The organism is Gardnerella lacydonensis (assembly GCF_048545055.1).
GTDB lineage: Bacteria > Actinomycetota > Actinomycetes > Actinomycetales > Bifidobacteriaceae > Bifidobacterium > Bifidobacterium vaginale_C.
Window position 1 is genome coordinate 134499 of the sequence record NZ_JBKQXT010000001.1, and the last position, 22276, is coordinate 156774.

The following is a 22276-nucleotide window of genomic DNA, read 5'->3' on the forward strand; positions in this document are numbered from 1 at the left end:
TTCGCTACAGGCATGTGGCTAGCAATCCACAACATCGCATACTTTAACGGACTCAACTTTCTCGGAATCCTCCTAGCCACACTAGGAGTCCTTGGCACACTAACCGCAGAACCACACATAGGAGAAAACCAATGAGCAAAAAACAATACACATTCTGCCTAACAATATCCGCAATACTAGCAGTAGCAGGCATAATCCTAGTCTTCACAGCATTCACACAACCACCAGCATACCTGTGTTTACCAGCAGGATTACTACTAATAATCTTCTCAATAATTGGCGCACTAGCCAGCAAACAAGAAAGAGCAACACGAGAAAGCATCGAATGGATACAGAATACACAAGCCAAGACGTCATCAAACGATTCAACCAACGACTCGACAGAATCGACGAACAACTCGACCGAATCGAACGGATCTACACCAATAAGCAAGTAAAAAAAGCCTACAGTGTGAAAGAATTCGCCACCATGTACTCGCTAAGCATACCAATGGTAAAACAGCTAATCGCACGCGGCAAGTTAAAAGCCGCCACAAGCGACAGTAAGCGCGGCAGCACACTACTCATAGACGCAAAAAGCGCAGAAACCTGGTGGAATAAACAACTCGGCAAAAAAATAAACTAACAAAATTTAAGCGCGTAAAACGGCACTCTAGCGAAACAAAAATCTGAGACGGAATCTCTTGAAATTGTTTCACTCGTCATGTACTCAAGCAAAAAGCTAGAGGCGCGAAGTTCGACTCTTCGCACGCGCACAAAGGGCACGGTTATGGGGACGCGCCAATTAAAAAAACAAACCCTTAAACACACGCTTAACCGTGCCCCCCTTTAAAAAAATGAAAGGAACCATCATGCTACTCACACCAAAACAAGTACGAGAAGCTGAACTAAGCACATGCGCGTTTGGACTAGGCTACGACCTAGAAGAAACGGACCAACTGTTAGACGAATGCGAGCGCACAATCAGCACGCTAGGCGGCGCGCTCCTAGCCATGAAGCGCCTACTCGAAGCACACAATATTCAAATCCCATCAACAATACGAGGCATCGCATGACAACGGACGAAGCGTTAAAAGCATTCGTCGAGACATGCGATAGGAAAACCGCGACACTCGACGAAATGATAAACGCGTACAAAACATTAGAAGCAACAATACGCTACCCCCTATCATGCGATTACGCGCTCAACAACGCCTCACAAATAGAAAAAATCGATACGCTAATAAGCTTTTACGCTGTAGAGCAAGGCAGGCTCTTTGTCAAATTCGTGAATCTACCACTAGACGAAACAGTCAAAAGAGCTGAAACCTTACAGGAAATAAAAGACCTCTTCAAAACGATGAAAATGCTACTTTTCATCAGTGAAAGTGATCCAAACGAAAAATAAGAAACAAATCCCATAAACAATCTGAGAGGAAAAAATGAACAACCCAACATTTGGCAAAGTTTTAGCACGCATAATTTTCGTGCTTGCCCCTACTACTTTTTGCGCTGTAGTGTGCATTAGTACCGCGTTCACTCACGCTTTAGATAAGTGGATTCTCCCATGCGGAATATACATGGCATTCGCGTCTTTCATTGCGCTAATTAGCGTGATTCTTTACGCAATTGCCGCTTGCCTTAATAGCTAAGTGTGGGAATATGCGACGGAAGAAACAGATTCTCAGCGCGGCGAAGAAAATGCGCAAAGCGTTAAAAAAACAGCGACAAAACAGAATCCACGAAGTCGGCGTAGCTGAATACTACTCGCAAAAATACCAGAAAGCCTACAACGAACTACTCGGCATACTACTCGACTAAGGAGGGAAAAATGGACGAAGACAAACTAGCAGAAGCACTAGCAGAGTATAAGCAAGCAATAGAAGAAGAAGTACGTCTTGAACGCGAACTCTTGAATGCAAAAAACAAAGATAGCGCGCTCATACAAGCTGAAAAAGATGCAAAAAAACTTTACTCAAAATATAGCGACGCAAACGACGCATGGCAAGAACTCAATAGCGAATTCAACAGCGAGCACGAACAGCTTCTTGAATCCGTAGACGACGCATGGCGTTACCGCTGTGAAGTAGAAAAACTTATCGCAGGAATAATCAGCAAACAAAAAGGAGAACCTGATGAGTGGTAAAAAAGAAATCACAAAACTTGAAGAACAAATAAGCAATCTCAATGACCGCGAACTAGCGCAATACATAATAAACGTAACCAAAATGCAAGCCGTAGGAAAACAGGCTCTAGAATACGCTAAAAAAATGTGGAGAAAGAGAAACGATTCTCCACTCGCAAGAGAAACCGTAACAGCAAACGGTCAAACAGTCGGCAACATAAGCATAACTAAAGGCTATGCGGCAAAGTGGAAAGTCAAAGACCAAGAAGCATACGCAAGATGCCTTCAAGAAGAAGAGTGGCTGCTCCCTAACGGGGCGCCAGCATGGGAAGACACAATAAAGCCACGCATTGAAGCGTGCGACACAAAGTTTATCGACGCGCTAATAGAAGCGCATCATGGAGACGTGCCAGATTGTGTCACACTCAGCGGAGGTAAGGAAGATAGTGTTACAGTCAAACTCAACTCAGACTTTGCCAACAACAGCATGACGCTTAAACAAATAGCAGACAATGTAAACTCACAAATCGAAGAAAGCAGCGAAGAAGATGAGTGGTGAACTAACCATCAGCGAACAAAAAGATATAGCAAACCTATACGCAGAATCTACGCTAGTGCCAGAAGCCTATCGCAATAAGCCCGCCGACATCTTCGTAGCAGTAACACTAGGGCAAAGTGTGGGGATCTCGCCTATACAAAGCCTAAGCGAAATCAACGTAATAAAAGGCAAGCCAACAATGAGCGCAAGCCTTATAGCCGCACAAGTACGCAAAGCAGGGCACAAGCTACGAATCGAAGTAAACGAAACCCCTGGCAAAGAATCTGCTACATGCACAATCATTAGGCGCGACGACCCAGACCGCCCGTTTGTATCAAAACGCGACAGAGCGTGGGCACAGCGCATGGGACTGTTAAACAACAGTAACTATATTAAGCAGCCAGCAACAATGCTAAAAAAGCGCGCTATCACAGATTGCGCGCGCGACGCTTGCAGCGAAGCATTATGCGGCATCGACTACACGCCAGACGAAATGAGCGACTTTGACGACGTAGAGGCAAAAGTAGAAGAAACCGTAGAATCTACACAAAACAAAACAGTAGACTCTACAAAAACCGTAAAGCCTAAGCAAAACGTCGAAATCATCGAAGCGGAAGTAGTCAACGAGCCACAATCGCAGCCGCCATTGTCGCGTTCGGCGACAACAGAGCAGAGAGATGAAATTAAAAAAATCTTGAAAAACGCTGGAATAGTAACCAAAGAATTAATAAAACTTTTCATACATGAACGAGTTCTGCCAGCATCAGAACCAAGAATGACTTATGCTCTCGCTGAAGCAATCCTCAACAATCCGCAAACATTAATGAACCAAGCGCGCGATTGGATACGCGAACAAAGCACAAAACGTACCCAAGAAGCAGCACAACAACAAGTAAAGGAACAATAATGGCTGGAGAAACAACCATCACAATCGTGGGCAACCTAACAGACGACCCAGAATTACGCACGCTGCAGTCGGGCGCACAAGTCGCTAACTTTGCAATCGCATCAACGCCACGCGTATATAACAAAAACCAGAATCAGTGGGTAGACGGCGCCGCGTTATTTATGCGATGCCAAGCATGGCGAGACCTCGCCGCGCACGTCGCCTCAAGCCTCGCAAAAGGCATGAGAGTAATCGCAACAGGAACACTAAGACAACGCTCTTACGAAGACCAAGCTGGCGTAAAACACACAGTAGTGGAAATGGACGTTGATGAAATCGGAGCAAGCCTCAAATATGCCACATGCCAAGTCACAAAAATCAGCACAAGCACAGGCTTTGTAGGCGCCACCCCTCAAATGGCGTCAGTGCAACCCACGCAAGCGCCACAACAAGGATTCACATCATACGCGCAACCACAGGCTGCCGCGCAATCCGACCCATGGAATACTCAGCCACAAGCCGACGAGTGGGGGAACCCAGACGCTGAACCCGACCCAGAATTCTAGGAGACGCAAAATGAAACTCACACTCAGACAGCGCATAATCGCGCTCTTCACAGGAAAACTACCAGAGCCACTCATGGCAGTAGATACAACCGCATTTACGTTAGGCACAGGCGTACTGAGACCATACGACCCGGTCATAGACAGCCCGCGCACCAAACGCTCCCACGACAACTATGTGACATTAGCAAAACAATGCCGCAAAACCCCAAACAAGTGGATACAGATCGCAACAGTGCCACGCTCAACAGCCGCACCCCTCGCATCAAAAATCCGACACGGAGGACTCGTAGCCTTCCGCAAACCACGCGGAGGACATTACGACGCACGATTAACACCATGCATGAGCGAATACCTAGTCGAAGCAAAATTCATGCCAAACAAAAAGGAGAACACAAAATGAAAGTAAACGAATGCTACATCGATGCCATTAACGCTGACAAAGTACTGGACGTACTAAAAACCAGCCTAGAGCCAGCAGACAATCCACGACTCACCCTAACAAAAATTCGCTCACCATACAACGTCGCATACAAAATTGACTACACCGCTTACGTTTCAAAAGAAGACTACAAGCGTATAAAAGCAATCGCAAAAAGCAATGACGGCGCTACAATTCAAGAACGACCAATCCCAGAAAAACTTTCCCTGGACAAAATATTTACTGAGAAAGCGTTAGAAATACTCGAGGAAGACGCGCACAAAGGCGACCCAGAAAACCTCATATACCAAGTAGACGCTGCACCAGACGGTAGCAACATTAAGCTTTCTTTAACAGTGTCAACCGACGCATACCTTAAGCTAGCATCACTCGCAACAAACCCACCCGCCGCAGAAAATAAAGAAGCGCCAAGCGACGAACCCAATACTGAAAACAATAAAGAAGATGAGAATGAAATGGCAGAAATACTACGAAAAATTTGCGAGTTCCAAACACTAAAAGAAATAAGAATACCCCCAGACGATACGCCACTGAAGGACGGCGAAAAACGCATTGTGATTAAACTCAAGGACTAAACAATGAGCAGGCAAAAACAGAAAGGCACGGCGTTTGAAAGCGCAATCGTCGAATACTTAAAAGACAAGCTATGCGATGACACTATCGAACGCCGCGCCTTGAACGGTACGTGCGACCGTGGAGACATCAGCGGCGTCACGTTTTGCGGACATCGCATGGTACTCGAATGCAAAAATGAGGCGCGTATGCGACTAGCAGAATACATGCGTGAGGCGGAAGCTGAAGCACACAACGATAATGCTTTCTACTACGCAGTAATACACAAAAAACACGGCACAGGAATTAGCACACTCCAAACCGTCGGGCAGCAATACGTGACAATGCCCTTATACGTGCTCAAAAGCATGATTTACGACGCAAACCGTTGGTATGAAGAAGCACACGAAAACAAGGAGAACAAGAAATGAGAAAAACCCAATACACAGGATCCATAATCAAAGGAAAACACTTTGATACCGCATACCTCACAATAATCTCATACGGATTCTCCCTATCACCACACTACAAGTCAATCACAATTTACACAAATCAAAAAATCAACGTCAAAAAAATCCCACCCCACCACAACCTAGCCCAATACATGAACACTCTAACAGGCTGCAAACAACCAAAAGCGGTACAACCATGGTAAATAAAAAAGCAATAGATCTAATCCGCAAATGGTATGCGGACAACATACCAATCAGCTACATATGTAAGCAAACAGGGCTAACAGAGCAGCATATAAAAGCAATAATTAAAAACACGACAGTATCAGAAGAATGGAAAAGACAAATATTCAGCAACCACAAGTAGATCTAACACGAGTCTTGCGTGCGCTAGGATACACACACCCAAACGATTTAGACGGCGCAAGCGTAATCGCAATACGCGCCAACGGCGAAATCGTACACGACTACTTGCAAGGCGTAACCAATACGCACGCGCAAGTGGTCACATGGCGGTTGCAAGACTCGGGGGAGCGCATCATGGAAAGCGTACGCACCACAAGCGCATGGCGAACCGTGTTAGACAGCAAGTGGAAGACAATCAACATTTTGGAGAAATAATGGCAGTAAATGTGAGTCAGAAAGATAAGACGATTGAGCGCGTGCGAGAACGCATGAGCCAAGCATACTGTGAAATATCGCCACACGTACCAGACGACGCAATCCAATACTTAGATGCTTACGATGAGCTGATCCGCAAATACTTGACAGACGACTACGGGTATTGCACGGCGCGAATGCCACTGGAAGAACCAAACCACACGAAATAGGGGAAAATCATGAGCACACCAGACTACTACAAATACGATGATGGCGAAACGCACTTTGAATGTTTCGACATTAGCCGCTACTACTCAGGAGACTGGGCACAAGTCATACAGTACGTTTTCCGCTGGCAGAAAAAAGGCGGCGTTGACGATTTAAAGAAAGCGTTAGTGTGCGCAAAAGACGCATACTACAACGGCATTGAATGCAAGATAATGGTGGACGATCCCAGAACTCGAGATGCTATTAGCCGCAGATTATTTTTATTAGAAAATAAAAACCATGCGCGCGCGTGTGAATTCTGGCACTGGTTTATCCGAAACGGATACGTGCATGAAGTTATCGCCGAACTTGAAAATATGATTGATGCTGCAGAATGAAACCGTATGAAGCTGGGTTAAAAGCCTTTATGGAAGCCAACCAAATAGACCAAGGCAATCCAACCGTCCTGCACAATGAAACAACAGACGAATACATAAGCATTCCACCGTGCTTAATCTACGGCAATAACTACGAGAAAGCACTCGATAATCCATGGTGCAGAACATCGCACGCGCTAAAGCAGATGGCAGACATGCACCGCAAACCAGCCGAAAGAGTACAATAAGAAGAGCGAGAATATGCCAAGAGAAAGGAACAACTCATGATGGGCACAATAATGGTAATCAGCATAATACTATTCATCGCAATGGTGATATTTGGATTTGTTGCTTGGATCTACGACTTGCTCCATTGCAAGCCACACAGTGAACTGGGACAACGTATCCTACGCCTCGACGAAAACAATAATCCAATCGAAGACAAGAAAAAATAGTAAAGGAAAAGAATGCACGATAGTAGCGAACGCAGGTTATGCCGTGAATGCCGCCACACTTATGCGAAAATAATCCGTGCACTACCAGCGCAGGTTACTATCGTGCGTCAAATTGCTTACAAGCAGGTGAGGCTCACGCACCTAGGGCACACGCCGTCACGTGGTGTGCCGCCAATGCCATTGAATACTCGCGCGTTAAAATTGATTGACCGTATTCATGCACAATGTTGTGTAGTTTTAGGGCAGATTAATGCGCGTTACGCGAGCTTACCTCTTGTGCCAGCATTGCGCATACTAGGAGAGAATGTGAAGCGTGTTCCGCAGCTGCCAGCCGCAGTAATCGACTTGCGAGAATGGCAGGCGATAGAACGTGATTATGATACGCTCACTACCCCCGACGAAATCAAACACCCTATAGGGGTATGTCCGAAATGTAATGCGCCAGCATCAGCGCACACGTGGGATAAGACCTACACGTGCAGCAAGTGTGGTTGCAGTAGTATCGTAGCGGATATGGTAGCGGACGCTAAAAACAGGCTTAAAAACAATAGGGGGGGTCTGGAAACGAGTCCGAAAAAAGTTGAAAAAAACCCCGGTCATATATACAAGCCTTCACGCATTTAGCATATTCGCGCGCAACATTGTTACACAAACATACATGTGTTATAGGATCATAAAACAAGGCACAGCATAATATTAATTAGAACAGTCCAACAAAAACGGTCCAAGAGTAAATTATTAATCCGTCCGAAATCGTCCGAAATCGTCCGAAACTATCCGAGGAATCCTCGAATACTTTCAACAGAGCCTAACACTCTAATATGTAAACCGACGCCGCCGACGCGCCGACACGTTGTTATTATTGGATTTTATGCTTGTGACAGCACGTCACCGACATCGCCGACATGCTAAACCTATTTTTGCAATAATCCCATACGCACACAATTAATACTCACGGTATCCGCGAGCGCAAACAGTTTTGCCAACAACTCTTACTGTAAAGCGATTGACTGTTGTTGTTTGGGTTAGTATCACATAATCTTCATGCGAAACAAGTGAAGCCATTTATTATAAACGCTTTCAAGGCTTGTAATAAACTATTCTCATCAAGGGAGCGTGAACAGTCTTAAACCATAAGAACAGAGAAGAAGGATAGCTTAGCGTAAGCCTCGGCGAAAATCGGGAAAAATTTAAAAATTTGCAAAATTTTAAAAAATTTTGGGGGAAAATTTTAAAAATTTTTTAATAAATTATGAAACGATTGCGAAAACCCACATCCGCCCTATTGTTAATGAGAATCATTATCAATAACTGAAAACGTTTGCAAAAACATACGCTTATCGAGAAGATTCTCACTAACAACAACATTGAGGCAAGCCATAAAGCCCCCTAATCCTTCGCATCTTCGCTATACTCACGGAGCAGCGCCAAGCCTTCAGCCTCAGACACTGGCAAGAATACGGGCGCATATGGACGGCGCGCCGCCCAATCGCGGATAGTATCGTAACGCCAGAGCGGCGCGCGAAGATTAAACCCAGCCAGAGCGTCAGGGAGCGGCAGGTCAAAAGGCTTAACGCACCCGTCCTTATAATGCCGCCGCGCCGTCGTCAAATACCGTAATACCGCGCTTTTTTTCAAATCCAGCAAAATAGCCACGTCGCGCGCCATCAGATACATTGGCGCATCCTTCTTAGCTCTAAAATCGTAATCACTCATCATCTTTCATTGGCTCCTGGTACTCTAGTGGGTCCGTCTCTACTCGTGCTTGTATCTCCTTGCGTGCTTTCTCTAGCTCCTCTTGTGCCTTATAGCAGCGCTCAAAAACCTTGCGATTCTCTTCTACGATGCGCTTTTTAATGATCCTCATTTTTGCCCTAGCAGACCGCCGCACGCCATCATCTGCTACGCTGCTTTGCGCGATTTTGCGCGCGGCTTGAAAATCCTTATCACTACCGGCAAGAACGCTACACTCTCTTTGCGCGTCTGCACACTCTTTGTATGCTTTTTGCCACTCTACGAGCGCAAGCATAGCATCGCCCGACACTTCGTCATACTCTTGAGTCTCCTCAGCAAGAGATAAAAACTCTTTGATAGCGTCGGTCACTTGCACTACTAGCTCATGCTTTTTTTCTGCTTTTTTCGCAAAGCATGAGAAGTCGTCCTCATATACCCCCTTTACGACGGTATCGGTGCGCTCTTTACCTATAGGCAGTATCCAAAAAGCAATCTCTTTTGTGTCGTTGTAATACTCTCTTTCTTCTTGTCTTACGCGCGACATGTCGCCCGTCTCTAAAATCTTTTTCAAAGCTTCCTTATAGGCCGCATTAATCCGCATTTTTGCCCTTTCTTTTGATACGCTAAAATGCCACACGTCTACACATGCGGCATTTATGCTATTTTTGCTATTTTAAAAGTTTTTGTAGCTCTTCAGCTAAGCTTGTGCGGAAAGTCTTATCAAATGCGAGCGCGCTATTTTCATCAAGGCGTGTTTTAAGACTTTGCAAGCCGCTATCGTCTTGCTCTTGCTCTTGCATCCAATCAATAAAACTATCAATTGCGCCACCTAGTACAATTGCCGCGTTTATATCGATGTAATCTGTAGCGAGGTCATCTTTGCTATATATGCGCTCAAAATCATCACTTTTCAGTAGCTTTATAAGGTCGCTTAGCTTTTCTTTACCGCGGTGTATGTCCTCAAAATCACACGTGCACTCGAAAGATTCAAGTAATTCAAATACGATCCGCCGCAATTCATCGCCCCAGTCTGTAGTGTAAAGATTGAGCGCGTGCGCGTCTATATACTCCATAAACCCAATGGCTTCCTCATCTCTAGTACGCTGCGCCGCGTTGTACACTTCTTCTTCCGTATACTTGCCTACTAGCCTTATAGCGTCTAAAGCCTCCGTAGGGGTATTAAAGCTATCAACGCCTACGCGCTGCACTGCTAAGCTTTTAATCGCTTCGCTAAGCTTAATGCGCGCCGGCTTGCTAGTGTTAACGCCATTCGCCTCCATCTCCTCTTTAGTAGAAGGCTTGATATAGTGTAAATGCTCCGTGTCGTCTTCGGTTGTGTAAGAGTGGGACTCTTCAAAAACTTCACGCGCCGCGTCGATAATCTCATCGCGAGCAAGCCAGAGAATGCGCGCGTCCACTTCGTCCTCGTGCATCTGGTATGCGTGAGATAGCATATCTTGCAAAGCGTCGCAATCCTCGCTGCTGGAGTACTCGCTAATATCGATGCTTAAAAACTCGGCTAAATCTTCATTACTTAGCCACGGTGCAGTGTAGTCAATATATTCAATATAAAGTCCGTCGCTTTCATTGTAAAGCGTCGTGCCGCGGCGTGCGATAGTGTCATCGATAATCTTATAGAAAGCCTTTTCGTCGGCGGCGGTTTCTAAATCCCTTAGGTCATCCAAAGTAACCATTTTTGCGTTCATTTTATGCTCCTTTTTACTTTACTTTTATGCTAGAAAAGCGCCTTAGCTTCCGCTGCCAGCTCTTCCTCGTCTTCTTCTTCATTGGAAAAAAGACTATCGCCTTTATCTTGCAGCTTCTTATAAAAAGCCTCTACAGCTGCGAGCGCTGCTTTTTCTTCGTCTAATCTTTCGCCTTTTTGTAAAACAACGCCATTATCTAAAGTAAGGCAGCCAGGCTTTACAAAAAAGCTGCGACGATATAAGCCATGTGCTGCGATTGTGTCGCGTAATTCTGCGCATGTCGCTAGCGCAAGCTGAGGCATGATAGCAGCCCACGCGTTGCACACTTGCTCTCTGAGTAATTGGTGATAACCATTAAAACTAACGTTGTCCTCAGTAGCGAGCCAATGCTCACCGCCACTACACCTGATATACTCAGGCGGAACATCTACAGGCAGCCAATCCGTGACTCTGCGCGCCTCGCCTAGCATCTTATAGCCAAAGCCGTTATGCTCATCACTCCACGCAAGAGGTAGGCACGTTTTCATTGGAGGGGCGCCAAGCCATAAAGTCCTTGCAAGACGGTCTTTCATAATATAAGCGTATTCGTATCTATTCATTTTTAACTCCTTGTTTGAGCTTTCGCTCGTTTTCTTGACATTTTCTATACTACCACGTGCCGCACCTTTGTCAACCTCGGCGTGTCGCATGATAGGCTAGTAAAGCCGTGGCGCAAAGGGCGAGTTATCCTTGTCGTCCTTCTTGACAATGACGCGTCACGGTCTTTCTTTTTATATAAGCCCCCATTCCATCGCCTGATACACTTGCGCAACCGTATAAAGGATCGCACTTCTAGTTTTATCATCGGCTGCACGCTCGGGGCGACGTTCGACCCATTGAGAAAGAAACAGCAGTTTTTGCCAAATCGTGCGAATTTGCGGATTGTCTGAATTTTTTGAAAGCTTAAGAGCGGTCGCTAGCCTTTCCGTGTATGCACTCACGCTAATAGCCACCCATTTTAAGCTATCCTCGTCGGGCTTAAAACCGCCTCCCAAAAGGTCTTCTAAATCGTAGCAATATTCTTCAATGCTTTTCATCTCGCGCCTCCTAGCACACAACAGGGCAGTTGACAAAAGCCACAGCCAGAAGCACCATCATCGGCAAATAACGCGCGCAGAAAAGAGAAACAACGCCACGCAAAGCCTTACGCCAATCGCTCCAATCCACCTTGAAAACATCAGATACAAAATAAGCAATGTTCATTGCGAAAAGAATTGCGCAGAAATCTTGCGCCTGAATCATTAAAACCATTTTTAACTCCTTGTTTGAGCTTTCGCTCGTTTTTTTGACATTTTCTATACTACCACGTGCCGCACCTTTGTCAACCTCGGCGTGTCGGGCTTAAAACCGCCACATGATAGCATAGAGCAAAGCGATAAGTATATATAAAGACAAAAAAGACTTAACAAAAGGGGACGGCAGCCAAAGCCGCCCCCTTTTCATATACCTATAGAACCCCCCATGACTCCACCCAGTGCAGCACCTCCACATATAAAAGCGTATGCAAAAAGCAAAACCGCGCGCGCATAAAAGCAAAAGCGTACGCACCACAAGCGCATAGCGCGCACCATATATATACGTATATATAGAAAGCCCCCCTCATGCTCAAGCCGTGTCCCACCCCAGGCTGTCCCACCCTCATACCCGCCAAAGACCGTGCGTGCAAAGAGTGTCTCAAGCGCATCAGGCACACCACCGACCGCACCCCATATAAAAGCATCGCACACAGGAAAGCAAGAGCTAAGCTCCTAGCACTCCATCCTTACTGTCAGTGCGAAGGATGCAAAGCACATAAAGGATTATGCACGCAAAAAGCCACAATTGCAGATCATTATCCGCTTGAGCGTTTCGAGCTTATCGCTGAAGGCAAAAATCCCAATGACACGCGTTTTATGCGTGCTTTATGCAAAAGATGCCACGACATCAAAACCGCACGCACGCGCCCTGCTGGCGCCATCCTACAGCAGCATCAGTAAGCACTCTAAAAATGCGGCGGATATAACCCCTGCAAACGTTTGCAAAAAACAGCCCTAAAGACCCTGAAAAAAGCATGGGGGATAGGGGTATATGGTATCGACTTACGGAGGCGCTGCCTAACTCTCTTTTTGTTGCGCTGGGTTCAAAAGATTTGGGGAAAACGGCGAAATACCAACGATTTTGGATTTTTTGCAAATAATTGAGCCTATCTATTTTTTGAAAAATCCGCGAGTGTCGCGAATGCGCTAAAAACATTGAAAACGTTAGCATTTTTGGAGGTTTTATGGGTTCTGGACGTGGTGGAGCTAGGGTTCGTAGTGGTCCCGCGCCTGATCCGCATTCGCGCAATAGTTTGCGAAAAGGTGTTAAAGCTTTAGTACTTTCGGCTGATGGGTTTGCTGGTGAAATACCTAAGTTCCCTTTGCCTCCGTTTCGTGTTGTTGATACTGAGGGGGTTAGGGATTCTAATGGCGAAAAGCGTTTTGCTAGCCGTGAGAAGACTGTTTGGCGGCATTTATGGAGTTTGCCGCAGGCTGAGGCTTGGAGTATGCCTGAGTATTCTTACATGTTTTTTGAGATTGCTTTGTATGCTCGGCAGCTTGTGATTTGTGAGCAGGCTGGAGCGTCGGCAGCTGACCGTGGCTTGTTGCCTCGTTTTGCTGATCGTATTGGTTTGAGCGAGGCTGCTATGGCTGGTTTTGGTTGGAGTATTCGCCGCGATACTGTTGTTGATTCTGCTCGCGATTTGAGCGTGATTGACGGTGTTCGTGTTTTGCCTCGACGTATGCGTGGTGGTGATGATGCTTAGTTCTGATAATTGGCATGTTGACTTTCCGACTCTTGCCGATGTTATTGATGCGTGGATTCAAGCGCATTGTAAGCAACCTGATGGTTTTAATCGTGGCAAGCCGTTTGTGCTTGCTGACTGGCAGTTTTGGCTTGCTGCTAACCGTTGGCGCATTCGTGAGGATGCTAAGTTTGTGCCTCCTGAAGAGGTTACGACTGATAATCCTATGGTTTTAAATCAGGCGTTTACATATCGTCAAACATTGTGTGTGGCGCCTCAGAAGACTGGCAAAGGACCGTGTGCGGCGGCGTTTGTTGCTGCTGAAGCTGTAGGACCTACTGTTTTTAATGGTTGGGCAAAAAAAGGCGATGTTTACCGTTGCTCTGATTGGGGCTGCTCTTGTGGATTTGAGTATGCGTATTTGCCAGGGGAACCTATGGGTAGACCTCAGCCGTCGCCGCTTATTCAGCTGACCGCAAACAGCGAAGACCAGGTACTTAACATGTATCGTCCTTTGAAAGCTATGGTTTTGCTTGGATCTTTAAAAGAGCGTTTAAGAGTTCGTGAGGGTTTTATTCGCGTGCTTAACGGCGATAGCGATGTGAGCGATGCTGCCGACCTCGACCGTATCGATATTGTGACGTCTTCTGCTCGCAGCCGTTTGGGTAACCCTATTACTGATGCAGAGCAAGACGAGGCTGGCTTGTATACGTCTTCTAATGGCATGGTGCAGGTTGCTCAGACTCAGCGTCGTGGTGCTGCTGGTATGGGAGGCAGGACTCATGCGTGGACTAACGCTTATGACCCTACTGAGAATAGTTATGCTCAGCAGATTGTGGAAAGCGGCGACCCTGACGTTTTTGTGTTTTACCGTAATCCTGATTTAGCGCCTGAGTTGAGGCGTGAAGATGGTTCTTTAATGTCTTTTTTGAAGCGTAGCGAACGACGCAAGATTCTTGAGTACGTGTATAAGGGGTCGCCTTGGGTTGATTTGGATAGTATCGAGGCTGAGGCGGCTAGCTTGCTTAAAACAGACCCTTCGCAGGCTGAACGCTTTTTTGGTAATCGTCTTGTGCAGGGTGCTGGAGCTTGGATTGAAGAATCGCAGTGGGCTGAGGCTTATGGAGGGTATCAAGATTGAGTAAAAAACATGAGTTATGGCTTGAGAATCCGCCAGCTGGCACTAGCGTGTGTGGCGGCTTTGATGGTTCAGAAAATGATGATTTTACGTGTTTTAAGCTCGAGACTTTGAGTGGTTTTATTTTCACGCCTCGCTATGGGTACGATCAGCGTCCTACGATTTGGAATCCTAAAGAGTGGGGTGGTCGTATTCCTCGAGGTGAGGTTATTGCCGCTATGGACGAACTTGCGCACAAGTATAAGTTTGTGCGTATTTACTGTGACCCGGGTTTTAAAGATGAGATGAGCTGGGAGTCGCAGATTGACGCTTGGGCGCGCGCATATGGTGAGCGTGTTTTTGTGCCGTGGGTTATGAACGGCAGCAACCGTATTACGGCTGTTTATAAGGCGTTGCGTCGTTTTGAGGAAGATTTGAGTACGCATCGTATTACGCATGATGGTTGCCCTATTACTAACGCGCATATTGTGAACGCGCGGCGTATTCCTAAGACGGCTGAAAGATACGGTCTTGGCAAGCCTCAGCAGGATAGAAAGATTGATGCGGCTGTGGCTACGATTCTTGCGCATGAGGCGGCATGTGATGCGCGTATGGACGGTTGGGGTGAAGAAAAGAGGAATCTTATTTATTCTCCATCGAACGCGAGGAGGCTTAGGTGATGATTAGTGTTGATGATGCGAACGTGGTGCTTCGTAGGCTGTTAATGCAGGTTATTGGACGTCAAGCGGATATTACGAAGCATGTTGAGTATTTTCGAGGGCGACGCGGAAAGCTGCCATTTACTAGCAAAGAGTTTAAGAAGTATATGGAGAATCGCTTTAGCTCGTTTTCTGATAATTGGTGTTCTACTGTGGCTCAAGCGCCTGTAGAAAGAATCCATTTTCAGGGTTTTATTACGCCTGATAGTAGTGTTGCGCCTGATTCTTTGCATCGTGTGTGGCAGGATTCTGATGCTGATAGGGGGCTTAGTGAGGCTGCTCTTATGATGATGGTTGCGCGCCGATCATATGGGTTGGTTACTCAAATGCCTGACGGTCACGCGCGTATTACTTTTGAGAATCCTGATTCTTGCGCCATGGAGTTTGACCCACGCACAGGCGCGCCTACTGTTGGCTTAACTCTTGGCGGTGAAGGCTCTGACACTGGCGTACTGTATTTTCCTGACTGTTATGTGCTTGTTCGGAAGAATGCTGACAAATCGTTTGGTTCTACTGGTGTGGAAAATTGGGCGATAGATGAGTCTACGATTCAACCTAATCCGCTTGGCGCAGTTCCGATGGTTGAGTTTCGCAATCAGTGCATGCTTGACCGTTCTCCAATATCTGATATTGAGCAGGTTGAAGCCATGCAGGACACTGTGAACGTTCTTTGGGCTTACCTACTTAATGCTCTTGATTTTGCTTCTCTGCCAGCTCGTGTAATCCTTGGCGGGGAGCGGCTTGAAGAAAATGTTTACGACACTAATGGCAATCTTGTGGGCACTCAGCCAGCCAATCTCGACAAGCAGGCGACTGAAAGAATCTATCAGATTACTGGTAGCGATGTGAAGATTGCAGAGTGGCAGCCAGCAAAATTGGACGCATTTTTGCCTGTTATCAAGAAGGCTGTTGAGCATATTGCAGCTGAGACTCGCACACCGTCACACTATTTGCTTACGTCTACTGAAGTGCCAGCGACTGGCTATGAGGTTGCCGAGGCTGGCTTAGTGAATAAGATTCTTGATCGTATCTCTTATTTGCGCGCTGGCGTGAAGCAGCTGTGTTGGCTTGCGATGCTTACTGAAGGTGATAGTAGTGCTGCTTTGCTTGTGCGTAATAGTACGGTGAAGTTTGCTAATCCTCAGTATCGCAGTGAAGCTCAAATGATGGACGGGCTTATTAAGATGCGTCAAGCTGGATTCCCGTTTGAATATGTTGCTGAATATGCTGGCTTGAGTCCTCGTGATATTGAGCGTGTTCTTGCTATGCGCGAGAAGGAGATGAGTGATCCGACTCTTGAGAAGATTGCAGGGCAGTTGAAGCATGACGCGTAATCTTCAAGCAGTGGACACGTTCCATAGACGCGTGGCTGCTCGTGAGACTGTTGCAGTACGTGCAGCGCGTCACGCATGGAGTCGTGTGGATAAGAACAACATTCGTGGCTCATGGGCGCACATTAAACAACCTCTAACCGACATATTAAGCGATGTTCAAGAGCAAGCTGTTAACGCTGGATTGGACGCAAATGTTGACGTTATGGCTGAAATTGGGCAATATTCAGCACCTGATGGGCTTATTAATGCGCGCAGTTTTTCGGGATACAGTGCGGGCGGCGTGGCGTTAGATGAGTGGATTGACCGTCCCGCTATTCGTGCTCTTGAATTTATAAAAGAGGGGATTAGTGCAGACGAAGCGTTAGACCGTGTTGGCGGATTGTTTAGCTCTAGTGTTGCTACGAATCTAGCAGATGTGATTAGACAAGCGCAGCAAGCTGATATTGCCACACGCAAGCATATGGGGTTTATTCGTTGCTGTAATGCTGATGCTTGTAAATGGTGCATAGTGCTGAGCGGAAAAATCTACCGTTATAACACTGGTTTTGAGCGTCATATGAATTGTCACTGTTACCACTTGCCTGTCAATCTGGACGACGTTGGATCTGTTATGGATATTGCTCCATCTCCGATTGAACTGTTTAACAGAATGAGCGAGTCTGAGCAGAATAAAACTTTTGGAATAGTTGGCGCAAGAAGCATTCGTGCTGGTGCTGATATTGGTCAGATTGTGAATAGCAGGCTTGATAGCACGCGCATTACCAAGTCTAGCCGTTCTTATTTTGCATTACAGCTGAAAGATAAAGGGTTCACTTTGCCGTCTGCTAAAGACAAGTCGCGCAAGCCTTTTAGGAGACTAACTGTTGATGAGTGTTGGGCGTCTGGGAGTCGTAAAGAGGCTGTGCAACGGCTTAAGGATAACGGTTATATTCTGCCTCGTGAGTTTAGGTATGAGCATAGGAAGAACGTCGGCGGCTTGTGGTCATTAAACCCAGCCGTTAGGCGTGCTGAGCAGATTTATCAAGAAGCTGTTAAAAGCGAAGATTTAGCGCGCGTTGCACAAGCTGAAAAAGGTTTACGTAAAGCGTATGGAAAGATTTCTGATTCCATGTCAAACGGCATGGGTTATAGGTGACGAAAAGTCAACGAAAGGAGAAAACCATGCAAGATGGTGTAAACAATAATGATAACAATTCTCAACAAGATGAGGATTTACAGCAAGCACCACAGTTGCTTTCTCAAGAAGAAGCTAATGAGAAATACAGAGCACAGCAGCATGTGAATCGTGATCTTGAGCGCAAGCTCAAAGAGGCGCTGAAGCAAAACGATAAATACAAAAGCATGGAAGAAGAGTATGCGAAATTGCAGGGGCGTGAGGCTGAATACCAGAAAGCTGAAGAACTCGCAAAAATCCAACAACAAGCTATCGCTAATGCTAATCAGCGTGTTCTTAAAAGCGAGATTCGCGCAGCTGCCGCCAGCGTATTAGAGAATCCATCTGATGCAACAATTTTCCTTGACCTATCGAAATTCACCGTTTCCGACGATGGCGAAACCAATTCTGAGGAAATCAACAACGCTTTGGGCGCGCTTGTTAAAGAGCGTCCATATTTGGCGAAACGCCAACAAAACACTGGTGTCGTAAGCACGCCTCCTAGCGGCGCTCGCAATCAGACTGTTCAGCAACTTACGCGCGAGCAGCTTAAAGGCATGACATCAAGCGAGATTGCAAAAGCCGACGCGGAAGGCAGGCTCAACAACATTCTAGAAGGCAAATAATTACTTAAGGAGAAAATATGGCTATTACTAATTTTATCCCAGAAATATGGAGTGCCAATATTCTTGACACTCTTAAAAACTCTCTCGTGTTTGCAAACCTTGCAAATCATGATTACGAGGGAGAAATTCGCGCATATGGCGATACTGTACATATCACAGGTATTGGTGATATTCAGATTCAGGATTATACAAAGTACGGCAAGCTAACGATTCAGCCTGTTACTGATATTGACGCTGGCGTGTTGAAGATTGACCAATCTAAGGCGTTTGCTTTTGAAGTAGACGACTTGGATACTGTTCAATCTCGTAAAGATTTGCGAGGTAAATTCCAGGAGCGCGCCGCCTATAATCTTGCAGCCGAAGTCGATAAGTATGTTGGCGGACTTATGGTTACCGCCGCCGCTGGTAAGGCTTTGAAGAAGACTTACACTAAGCCTGAGGACGTGTATGAAAGCATTGTTTCTCTCGGTGTACGTTTGAGTAAGCAGAATATTCCAACCACAGGTAGGTTCCTTGTGGTTGACCCAGATGTTTACGGAATGCTGCTTTTGGACGACCGTTTCGTTAAGAATACTGCTGTTGAGTCGGCAACATTGCATAATGGTTTCGTTGGTAATGTGAACGGTTTCACCGTGTATCAAACTAATCTTATGCCAGGCAATACTGATACGAAGCATACTATGCTCGCAGGTTCTACTATTGCTACTACTTTCGCGCAGCAACTCTCTAAGATTGAGCCAGCGCGTAAAGAGGAAGGCTTTAGCGACATTGTTAAGGGCTTGCTTGTATACGGCTCTAAGGTGATTCGTCCTGAAGCTCTTGCAACATGCGAACTCACTACTACTGGTTCTGTTTCTAGGACTGCCTGATTATGAGCTTGGCGACGATAGATGATTGCCGCCGTTTCAAAGTGCAGGTTGACGGGCGTGAGGCGGAAGCTGAAGCACTATTAGAGGTTGCCAGCAGCAGCATTACAGCAGCTGCTGGTTCCCCTATCATACGAGGCACACATACGGTGGTTTTGCAAGGTGTAGATCGTAAGCGCCAGCCTTTACCGTTTCGCCCCGTCATTAGCGTTGAATCTGTTCTAGTTGATGGAGTACTTGACAATAGTTGGAAACTAATTGGAGATGCTTTATATCGTGACAAAGATTGGGCGTCTCCTAATGAGCCAACTACCGTGCAAATAACATTCACAGCTGGGTTCACGAACGTTCCAGAAGACATTAAGCGTCTTTGCTGTTCAATGGTTGCGGCAGGATTAGCGCAAACAGAAAACGGTGGGCTTCAAACGCACGCTGGCATATCTTACGAGCGAATTGACGACTATCAAGTCGGTTACACGCAAGGTGAAAACGCTCTTATAGACGTCATGCAACTACCTGAAGCAACATGCAAAATGTTGCGCTCGCGGTTTGGTTCTACTGGGTTGGCGGTGAGGATAATATGAGTATTTTTAATATTGTTCGTCGCGCTCAACAGGCAGCAGAACAGCTTATGGTTGACACGGTTCTGGTGAAGCGGATAACAGGCTACACGCTAGATGAGCAAACTGCATTGCAAAAACCGTCATATATGAAAATATATGAAGGCAAATGCAAGTTGCAGGCTTACGATTCTAACGGTGCAAATAGTGCTAATACTGCAAACGGTGTGAGACTAAGCGATAAGGTAAGCTATGGTTCTCCTTTGCTTTCCTCCACATTGGGGGTTCATTTCCCTATGCGCACCAAAGGGCTTGAGCCAGGCGACATTGTAGAGGTTCTTCACAGTGTTAACAAAAATCTCGAGAATCGCGTGTTTAAGCTGGCGTTAAATACTAGCTCTAAAACGTTTACCTCGGCGCAACGCTGGGTATTAAACGCGAATATTGAGACAGTGGAGACAGGGGAAGCTAATGTTTCGTCTTGAATCTTCTGAGCTTACACGGTTTTTAAACACGCTAAATGAAACAGCTCGTATGAAAGATGAGCAGGTTGAAAAAATCGTTACTCACGCGGCTCTTAATGTTAAAAAAGCTGTTAAAGCTGATTTAGCAAAGTCGCACTACTGGTATTTTCGCAGAACACCTATCGCATATGAGATTGAGAAAAAGTTTCACACAGTTACAGCTACTGTAGCGCCTCTAAAAGGTAGTCCAGGTAGCATTATTAACTTTGCTTTTTTTGGATCTATGTATGGTGGCGGCACTCACAAATTCTACGAGTATGCACAGCCTGAGTTTGACACGATGCTTGAAGAAATGAGAAAGGTTGGTATTGAGATATGACAACTTTCCTCGAAGCTCGAAAAGAGGCTTTAAACATCATAAAACTACCTGATGGGTGGAAACGTTACGAAGATGGGCAAGCACCGCTCTCTAAAACAACGCTCCCTCCATGGGTTATTTTCACAGTAAAACCACAAAACAGGTTCCATTGTGAGGCTGGCGAAACACGATTGCGATACGCACTCATACAGGCTCGCATTGTCAACGCGTCACAACTAAGCGTCGATCTACTCGCTGAAAAACTCATAGATATGGTTGAAACGGCAAAATTGCAAAACATTGAAGGCATGAGCGTCTATAGGGATTCTGGCTCATACCCAGGAGATATGAAGAATCTCAAACAAAACATGAATTATGTTGTGCGAGTCGTCGAATGGCGGTTCGCATTTAATATTTAGGAGACATTATGACAGTTGAAATTGCTAAAGTCCCAACACATCTCGCGGCTGGCTTGCATCGTACTATTTGGGTGCCAGCAACAAACGGCATTGCGGATATTCACAAGCCGACCGTGGCTGAATTGGAAAAAGATGGAAACATCGATTTAAGTATTTACTTAGGTTCTCACGACGCTTTTAATCTTGACCACTCGCAGGAGACTTTTAACGATGAACGCGAAGCCTATGCGGTAGCAGGAAAGATTAACGGCATGGAAAAGTACGAGAACGGTAAACTGCACGTCATCGATAATACGAACACTAAAGACGCAACACAGTACAACGAAGCTATTAAAGCGCTAACCAAAGGTGCTCGTGGTTTCTTTGTGCGCAGGCGCGGCAAGAAGGCGTCTGAAGAGTTTGCTGCTGGTGATGTTGTTAGCGTATTCCCAGCGACTATTGGTTTGAAGACAGCGTTTAAAGATAATCGACAGATGAGTTTGATTAATTTTGCTGCTGATCCTTCTTCTTCTGATGAGGAAAGCGTTGTCGTAGCGGCTGCTGGTGTGACTACTACATCTTCTGCTGTAGTGTCGAGTTCTCCACAACAGTAATGATTCTTTCTTGCTAGTCTTGTGGCGGCTGGTGAGAAATATAGGGGAAGCGTGTGCGAGCTTTTGTTCCTTTCCTCGCACACGCCTTTACTCTTTAACGCCACAACATACCCCTTCCCCCTATTATTTGGAGTTTTATTATGCCTATTAAATACACTCGACCACAATTAACTGTTGATATCGTAACCGACCTTGTAGCATTGCAGAAAACACTCATGCTCACACAAGAACTCGTTCTCATGCAACAAGATGAGACGAATGCCATTCGCGACGGACGCTCAGCAGATGAAGTACTAGAAGAAATTCACAAGACAAAAGAAGTCGCAGACCGTAGCGTAATCACTATAACTTTGCAAGGTTTAAACCACTCTAAGTGGAGCGAATTCGTTCTCAAGAATACAGAAACTAAGGAAGGCGAAGATGCCCCAACAACTAACGTCAAAGAAGCGGCTTTAGATGCTTTTCCCGCAATGATCGTTAAAGCACAATACAAGATGAGCAAACGAAGCGTAAGCAATGATGATGTAAAACAATTACTGCCAGAGCTTGCAGACTCGCAAATTACAGACATTATTACAACAATTCAAAATCTCAACGAGCCTACTACCGCGTTCCCAAAAGAATTAACGCAGCTTATTTAGAATATTT

Annotated in this window: 34 protein-coding genes; 27 read left to right on the forward strand and 7 right to left on the reverse strand. The window is 45.9% G+C overall.

Annotation, left to right across the window (positions count from 1 at the left end):
• Positions 1 to 52: 52 nt before the first annotated feature.
• Entirely contained in the window at positions 53 to 322 is a 270-nt protein-coding gene (locus ACJV45_RS00570; RefSeq protein ID WP_419397402.1) for a hypothetical protein, read from the reverse strand.
• A gap of 3 nt (positions 323 to 325) precedes the next feature.
• On the opposite strand from ACJV45_RS00570, the gene ACJV45_RS00575 reads away from it, so the two are divergent.
• The 14 genes from ACJV45_RS00575 to ACJV45_RS00640 all read left to right on the forward strand — a co-directional run bounded on the left by ACJV45_RS00575 (position 326) and on the right by ACJV45_RS00640 (position 7800).
• Positions 326 to 625, forward strand: a complete 300-nt coding sequence (locus ACJV45_RS00575) for a hypothetical protein (protein WP_419397403.1) — start codon at positions 326 to 328, stop codon at positions 623 to 625.
• Between the two features lie 226 nt (positions 626 to 851).
• Complete coding sequence (locus tag ACJV45_RS00580) at positions 852 to 1055, forward strand: DivIVA domain-containing protein (protein WP_419397404.1); 204 nt, start codon at positions 852 to 854, stop codon at positions 1053 to 1055.
• Positions 1052 to 1387, forward strand: coding sequence for a hypothetical protein (locus tag ACJV45_RS00585; RefSeq protein ID WP_419397405.1), 336 nt, complete (start codon positions 1052 to 1054; stop codon positions 1385 to 1387). The genes ACJV45_RS00580 and ACJV45_RS00585 overlap by 4 nt, the downstream gene beginning before the upstream one ends.
• Before the next feature lie 423 nt (positions 1388 to 1810).
• Positions 1811 to 2125, forward strand: a complete 315-nt coding sequence (locus ACJV45_RS00590) for a hypothetical protein (protein ID WP_419397406.1) — start codon at positions 1811 to 1813, stop codon at positions 2123 to 2125.
• Positions 2115 to 2663, forward strand: coding sequence for a hypothetical protein (locus tag ACJV45_RS00595; protein WP_419397407.1), 549 nt, complete (start codon positions 2115 to 2117; stop codon positions 2661 to 2663). Before ACJV45_RS00590 ends, ACJV45_RS00595 begins: the two co-directional genes overlap by 11 nt.
• Complete coding sequence (locus ACJV45_RS00600) at positions 2653 to 3549, forward strand: recombinase family protein (RefSeq protein WP_419397408.1); 897 nt, start codon at positions 2653 to 2655, stop codon at positions 3547 to 3549. The genes ACJV45_RS00595 and ACJV45_RS00600 overlap by 11 nt, the downstream gene beginning before the upstream one ends.
• The gene (locus ACJV45_RS00605) at positions 3549 to 4094 is read left to right on the forward strand and encodes a single-stranded DNA-binding protein (RefSeq protein ID WP_419397409.1); all 546 of its coding nucleotides are present in this window, start codon (positions 3549 to 3551) and stop codon (positions 4092 to 4094) included. Before ACJV45_RS00600 ends, ACJV45_RS00605 begins: the two co-directional genes overlap by 1 nt.
• A gap of 396 nt (positions 4095 to 4490) precedes the next feature.
• Complete coding sequence (locus ACJV45_RS00610) at positions 4491 to 5108, forward strand: hypothetical protein (RefSeq protein WP_419397410.1); 618 nt, start codon at positions 4491 to 4493, stop codon at positions 5106 to 5108.
• Positions 5109 to 5111: 3 nt separating this feature from the next.
• Positions 5112 to 5516, forward strand: a complete 405-nt coding sequence (locus tag ACJV45_RS00615) for a hypothetical protein (RefSeq protein ID WP_419397411.1) — start codon at positions 5112 to 5114, stop codon at positions 5514 to 5516.
• 354 nt (positions 5517 to 5870) lie between these two features.
• The gene (locus ACJV45_RS00620) at positions 5871 to 6158 is read left to right on the forward strand and encodes a hypothetical protein (RefSeq protein WP_419397412.1); all 288 of its coding nucleotides are present in this window, start codon (positions 5871 to 5873) and stop codon (positions 6156 to 6158) included.
• Entirely contained in the window at positions 6158 to 6367 is a 210-nt protein-coding gene (locus ACJV45_RS00625; RefSeq protein WP_419397413.1) for a hypothetical protein, read from the forward strand. Before ACJV45_RS00620 ends, ACJV45_RS00625 begins: the two co-directional genes overlap by 1 nt.
• A gap of 9 nt (positions 6368 to 6376) precedes the next feature.
• Positions 6377 to 6742, forward strand: coding sequence for a hypothetical protein (locus ACJV45_RS00630; RefSeq protein WP_419397414.1), 366 nt, complete (start codon positions 6377 to 6379; stop codon positions 6740 to 6742).
• On the forward strand, positions 6739 to 6969 hold the full coding sequence (locus tag ACJV45_RS00635; protein WP_419397415.1) for a hypothetical protein: 231 nt from the start codon (positions 6739 to 6741) through the stop codon (positions 6967 to 6969). The genes ACJV45_RS00630 and ACJV45_RS00635 overlap by 4 nt, the downstream gene beginning before the upstream one ends.
• Positions 6970 to 7350: 381 nt before the next feature.
• Entirely contained in the window at positions 7351 to 7800 is a 450-nt protein-coding gene (locus tag ACJV45_RS00640; protein WP_419397416.1) for a hypothetical protein, read from the forward strand.
• A gap of 765 nt (positions 7801 to 8565) precedes the next feature.
• On the opposite strand, the gene ACJV45_RS00645 is transcribed toward ACJV45_RS00640, so the two are convergent.
• From ACJV45_RS00645 to ACJV45_RS00670, 6 genes are all read right to left on the reverse strand, one after another.
• Positions 8566 to 8892 carry a hypothetical protein gene (locus tag ACJV45_RS00645; RefSeq protein ID WP_419397417.1) on the reverse strand — a complete coding sequence of 109 codons (327 nt, stop codon included), beginning with the start codon at positions 8890 to 8892 and terminating at the stop codon, positions 8566 to 8568.
• A complete protein-coding gene (locus ACJV45_RS00650; RefSeq protein WP_419397418.1) occupies positions 8885 to 9511 on the reverse strand; it encodes a hypothetical protein in 627 nt (208 codons plus the stop codon). Before ACJV45_RS00650 ends, ACJV45_RS00645 begins: the two co-directional genes overlap by 8 nt.
• A gap of 67 nt (positions 9512 to 9578) precedes the next feature.
• Positions 9579 to 10616, reverse strand: a complete 1038-nt coding sequence (locus ACJV45_RS00655; RefSeq protein WP_419397419.1) for a hypothetical protein — start codon at positions 10614 to 10616, stop codon at positions 9579 to 9581.
• A gap of 29 nt (positions 10617 to 10645) precedes the next feature.
• Entirely contained in the window at positions 10646 to 11215 is a 570-nt protein-coding gene (locus ACJV45_RS00660) for a hypothetical protein (protein ID WP_415681973.1), read from the reverse strand.
• 171 nt (positions 11216 to 11386) lie between these two features.
• Positions 11387 to 11692: a hypothetical protein gene (locus tag ACJV45_RS00665; RefSeq protein WP_419397420.1), complete on the reverse strand. Its 306-nt coding sequence runs from the start codon at positions 11690 to 11692 to the stop codon at positions 11387 to 11389.
• Positions 11693 to 11702: 10 nt separating this feature from the next.
• The gene (locus ACJV45_RS00670) at positions 11703 to 11906 is read right to left on the reverse strand and encodes a hypothetical protein (protein WP_419397421.1); all 204 of its coding nucleotides are present in this window, start codon (positions 11904 to 11906) and stop codon (positions 11703 to 11705) included.
• A 1009-nt stretch (positions 11907 to 12915) separates the two neighbouring features.
• Between ACJV45_RS00670 and ACJV45_RS00675 the strand changes: the two genes are divergently transcribed.
• From ACJV45_RS00675 to ACJV45_RS00735, 13 genes are all read left to right on the forward strand, one after another.
• Complete coding sequence (locus ACJV45_RS00675) at positions 12916 to 13440, forward strand: hypothetical protein (RefSeq protein WP_415702707.1); 525 nt, start codon at positions 12916 to 12918, stop codon at positions 13438 to 13440.
• The gene (locus ACJV45_RS00680; RefSeq protein WP_415681812.1) at positions 13433 to 14560 is read left to right on the forward strand and encodes a terminase; all 1128 of its coding nucleotides are present in this window, start codon (positions 13433 to 13435) and stop codon (positions 14558 to 14560) included. Before ACJV45_RS00675 ends, ACJV45_RS00680 begins: the two co-directional genes overlap by 8 nt.
• A complete protein-coding gene (locus tag ACJV45_RS00685; RefSeq protein WP_415681813.1) occupies positions 14557 to 15216 on the forward strand; it encodes a terminase in 660 nt (219 codons plus the stop codon). The genes ACJV45_RS00680 and ACJV45_RS00685 overlap by 4 nt, the downstream gene beginning before the upstream one ends.
• Positions 15216 to 16589: a phage portal protein gene (locus ACJV45_RS00690; RefSeq protein ID WP_419397537.1), complete on the forward strand. Its 1374-nt coding sequence runs from the start codon at positions 15216 to 15218 to the stop codon at positions 16587 to 16589. Before ACJV45_RS00685 ends, ACJV45_RS00690 begins: the two co-directional genes overlap by 1 nt.
• Positions 16579 to 17724 carry a VG15 protein gene (locus ACJV45_RS00695; RefSeq protein ID WP_419397422.1) on the forward strand — a complete coding sequence of 382 codons (1146 nt, stop codon included), beginning with the start codon at positions 16579 to 16581 and terminating at the stop codon, positions 17722 to 17724. The genes ACJV45_RS00690 and ACJV45_RS00695 overlap by 11 nt, the downstream gene beginning before the upstream one ends.
• A 26-nt stretch (positions 17725 to 17750) precedes the next feature.
• Complete coding sequence (locus ACJV45_RS00700) at positions 17751 to 18368, forward strand: hypothetical protein (protein WP_419397423.1); 618 nt, start codon at positions 17751 to 17753, stop codon at positions 18366 to 18368.
• Between the two features lie 17 nt (positions 18369 to 18385).
• The gene (locus tag ACJV45_RS00705; RefSeq protein ID WP_419397424.1) at positions 18386 to 19237 is read left to right on the forward strand and encodes a phage major capsid protein; all 852 of its coding nucleotides are present in this window, start codon (positions 18386 to 18388) and stop codon (positions 19235 to 19237) included.
• A 2-nt stretch (positions 19238 to 19239) separates the two neighbouring features.
• On the forward strand, positions 19240 to 19818 hold the full coding sequence (locus tag ACJV45_RS00710; protein WP_419397425.1) for a hypothetical protein: 579 nt from the start codon (positions 19240 to 19242) through the stop codon (positions 19816 to 19818).
• Positions 19815 to 20279: a DUF6093 family protein gene (locus ACJV45_RS00715; protein WP_415702720.1), complete on the forward strand. Its 465-nt coding sequence runs from the start codon at positions 19815 to 19817 to the stop codon at positions 20277 to 20279. The genes ACJV45_RS00710 and ACJV45_RS00715 overlap by 4 nt, the downstream gene beginning before the upstream one ends.
• Positions 20266 to 20637, forward strand: coding sequence for a hypothetical protein (locus ACJV45_RS00720; protein WP_415702721.1), 372 nt, complete (start codon positions 20266 to 20268; stop codon positions 20635 to 20637). The genes ACJV45_RS00715 and ACJV45_RS00720 overlap by 14 nt, the downstream gene beginning before the upstream one ends.
• On the forward strand, positions 20634 to 21035 hold the full coding sequence (locus ACJV45_RS00725) for a hypothetical protein (protein WP_415702723.1): 402 nt from the start codon (positions 20634 to 20636) through the stop codon (positions 21033 to 21035). The genes ACJV45_RS00720 and ACJV45_RS00725 overlap by 4 nt, the downstream gene beginning before the upstream one ends.
• 8 nt (positions 21036 to 21043) lie before the next feature.
• Positions 21044 to 21628, forward strand: coding sequence for a phage tail tube protein (locus ACJV45_RS00730; RefSeq protein ID WP_419397426.1), 585 nt, complete (start codon positions 21044 to 21046; stop codon positions 21626 to 21628).
• Positions 21629 to 21768: 140 nt separating this feature from the next.
• Entirely contained in the window at positions 21769 to 22269 is a 501-nt protein-coding gene (locus ACJV45_RS00735; RefSeq protein ID WP_415702727.1) for a hypothetical protein, read from the forward strand.
• The last annotated feature ends 7 nt before the right edge of the window (positions 22270 to 22276 follow it).

What these genes read in the sequence shown, in the direction of transcription:
- ACJV45_RS00570 (WP_419397402.1), bottom strand. Translation starts at nt 322, where the DNA reads ATGCTTTCTCGTGTTGCTCTTTCTTGTTTGCTGGCTAGTGCGCCAATT.
- ACJV45_RS00575 (WP_419397403.1), top strand. Translation starts at nt 326, where the DNA reads ATGGATACAGAATACACAAGCCAAGACGTCATCAAACGATTCAACCAA.
- ACJV45_RS00580 (WP_419397404.1), top strand. Translation starts at nt 852, where the DNA reads ATGCTACTCACACCAAAACAAGTACGAGAAGCTGAACTAAGCACATGC.
- ACJV45_RS00585 (WP_419397405.1), top strand. Translation starts at nt 1,052, where the DNA reads ATGACAACGGACGAAGCGTTAAAAGCATTCGTCGAGACATGCGATAGG.
- ACJV45_RS00590 (WP_419397406.1), top strand. Translation starts at nt 1,811, where the DNA reads ATGGACGAAGACAAACTAGCAGAAGCACTAGCAGAGTATAAGCAAGCA.
- ACJV45_RS00595 (WP_419397407.1), top strand. Translation starts at nt 2,115, where the DNA reads ATGAGTGGTAAAAAAGAAATCACAAAACTTGAAGAACAAATAAGCAAT.
- ACJV45_RS00600 (WP_419397408.1), top strand. Translation starts at nt 2,653, where the DNA reads ATGAGTGGTGAACTAACCATCAGCGAACAAAAAGATATAGCAAACCTA.
- ACJV45_RS00605 (WP_419397409.1), top strand. Translation starts at nt 3,549, where the DNA reads ATGGCTGGAGAAACAACCATCACAATCGTGGGCAACCTAACAGACGAC.
- ACJV45_RS00610 (WP_419397410.1), top strand. Translation starts at nt 4,491, where the DNA reads ATGAAAGTAAACGAATGCTACATCGATGCCATTAACGCTGACAAAGTA.
- ACJV45_RS00615 (WP_419397411.1), top strand. Translation starts at nt 5,112, where the DNA reads ATGAGCAGGCAAAAACAGAAAGGCACGGCGTTTGAAAGCGCAATCGTC.
- ACJV45_RS00620 (WP_419397412.1), top strand. Translation starts at nt 5,871, where the DNA reads ATGGAAAAGACAAATATTCAGCAACCACAAGTAGATCTAACACGAGTC.
- ACJV45_RS00625 (WP_419397413.1), top strand. Translation starts at nt 6,158, where the DNA reads ATGGCAGTAAATGTGAGTCAGAAAGATAAGACGATTGAGCGCGTGCGA.
- ACJV45_RS00630 (WP_419397414.1), top strand. Translation starts at nt 6,377, where the DNA reads ATGAGCACACCAGACTACTACAAATACGATGATGGCGAAACGCACTTT.
- ACJV45_RS00635 (WP_419397415.1), top strand. Translation starts at nt 6,739, where the DNA reads ATGAAACCGTATGAAGCTGGGTTAAAAGCCTTTATGGAAGCCAACCAA.
- ACJV45_RS00640 (WP_419397416.1), top strand. Translation starts at nt 7,351, where the DNA reads ATGCCATTGAATACTCGCGCGTTAAAATTGATTGACCGTATTCATGCA.
- ACJV45_RS00645 (WP_419397417.1), bottom strand. Translation starts at nt 8,892, where the DNA reads ATGAGTGATTACGATTTTAGAGCTAAGAAGGATGCGCCAATGTATCTG.
- ACJV45_RS00650 (WP_419397418.1), bottom strand. Translation starts at nt 9,511, where the DNA reads ATGCGGATTAATGCGGCCTATAAGGAAGCTTTGAAAAAGATTTTAGAG.
- ACJV45_RS00655 (WP_419397419.1), bottom strand. Translation starts at nt 10,616, where the DNA reads ATGAACGCAAAAATGGTTACTTTGGATGACCTAAGGGATTTAGAAACC.
- ACJV45_RS00660 (WP_415681973.1), bottom strand. Translation starts at nt 11,215, where the DNA reads ATGAATAGATACGAATACGCTTATATTATGAAAGACCGTCTTGCAAGG.
- ACJV45_RS00665 (WP_419397420.1), bottom strand. Translation starts at nt 11,692, where the DNA reads ATGAAAAGCATTGAAGAATATTGCTACGATTTAGAAGACCTTTTGGGA.
- ACJV45_RS00670 (WP_419397421.1), bottom strand. Translation starts at nt 11,906, where the DNA reads ATGGTTTTAATGATTCAGGCGCAAGATTTCTGCGCAATTCTTTTCGCA.
- ACJV45_RS00675 (WP_415702707.1), top strand. Translation starts at nt 12,916, where the DNA reads ATGGGTTCTGGACGTGGTGGAGCTAGGGTTCGTAGTGGTCCCGCGCCT.
- ACJV45_RS00680 (WP_415681812.1), top strand. Translation starts at nt 13,433, where the DNA reads ATGCTTAGTTCTGATAATTGGCATGTTGACTTTCCGACTCTTGCCGAT.
- ACJV45_RS00690 (WP_419397537.1), top strand. Translation starts at nt 15,216, where the DNA reads ATGATTAGTGTTGATGATGCGAACGTGGTGCTTCGTAGGCTGTTAATG.
- ACJV45_RS00695 (WP_419397422.1), top strand. Translation starts at nt 16,579, where the DNA reads ATGACGCGTAATCTTCAAGCAGTGGACACGTTCCATAGACGCGTGGCT.
- ACJV45_RS00700 (WP_419397423.1), top strand. Translation starts at nt 17,751, where the DNA reads ATGCAAGATGGTGTAAACAATAATGATAACAATTCTCAACAAGATGAG.
- ACJV45_RS00705 (WP_419397424.1), top strand. Translation starts at nt 18,386, where the DNA reads ATGGCTATTACTAATTTTATCCCAGAAATATGGAGTGCCAATATTCTT.
- ACJV45_RS00710 (WP_419397425.1), top strand. Translation starts at nt 19,240, where the DNA reads ATGAGCTTGGCGACGATAGATGATTGCCGCCGTTTCAAAGTGCAGGTT.
- ACJV45_RS00715 (WP_415702720.1), top strand. Translation starts at nt 19,815, where the DNA reads ATGAGTATTTTTAATATTGTTCGTCGCGCTCAACAGGCAGCAGAACAG.
- ACJV45_RS00720 (WP_415702721.1), top strand. Translation starts at nt 20,266, where the DNA reads ATGTTTCGTCTTGAATCTTCTGAGCTTACACGGTTTTTAAACACGCTA.
- ACJV45_RS00725 (WP_415702723.1), top strand. Translation starts at nt 20,634, where the DNA reads ATGACAACTTTCCTCGAAGCTCGAAAAGAGGCTTTAAACATCATAAAA.
- ACJV45_RS00730 (WP_419397426.1), top strand. Translation starts at nt 21,044, where the DNA reads ATGACAGTTGAAATTGCTAAAGTCCCAACACATCTCGCGGCTGGCTTG.
- ACJV45_RS00735 (WP_415702727.1), top strand. Translation starts at nt 21,769, where the DNA reads ATGCCTATTAAATACACTCGACCACAATTAACTGTTGATATCGTAACC.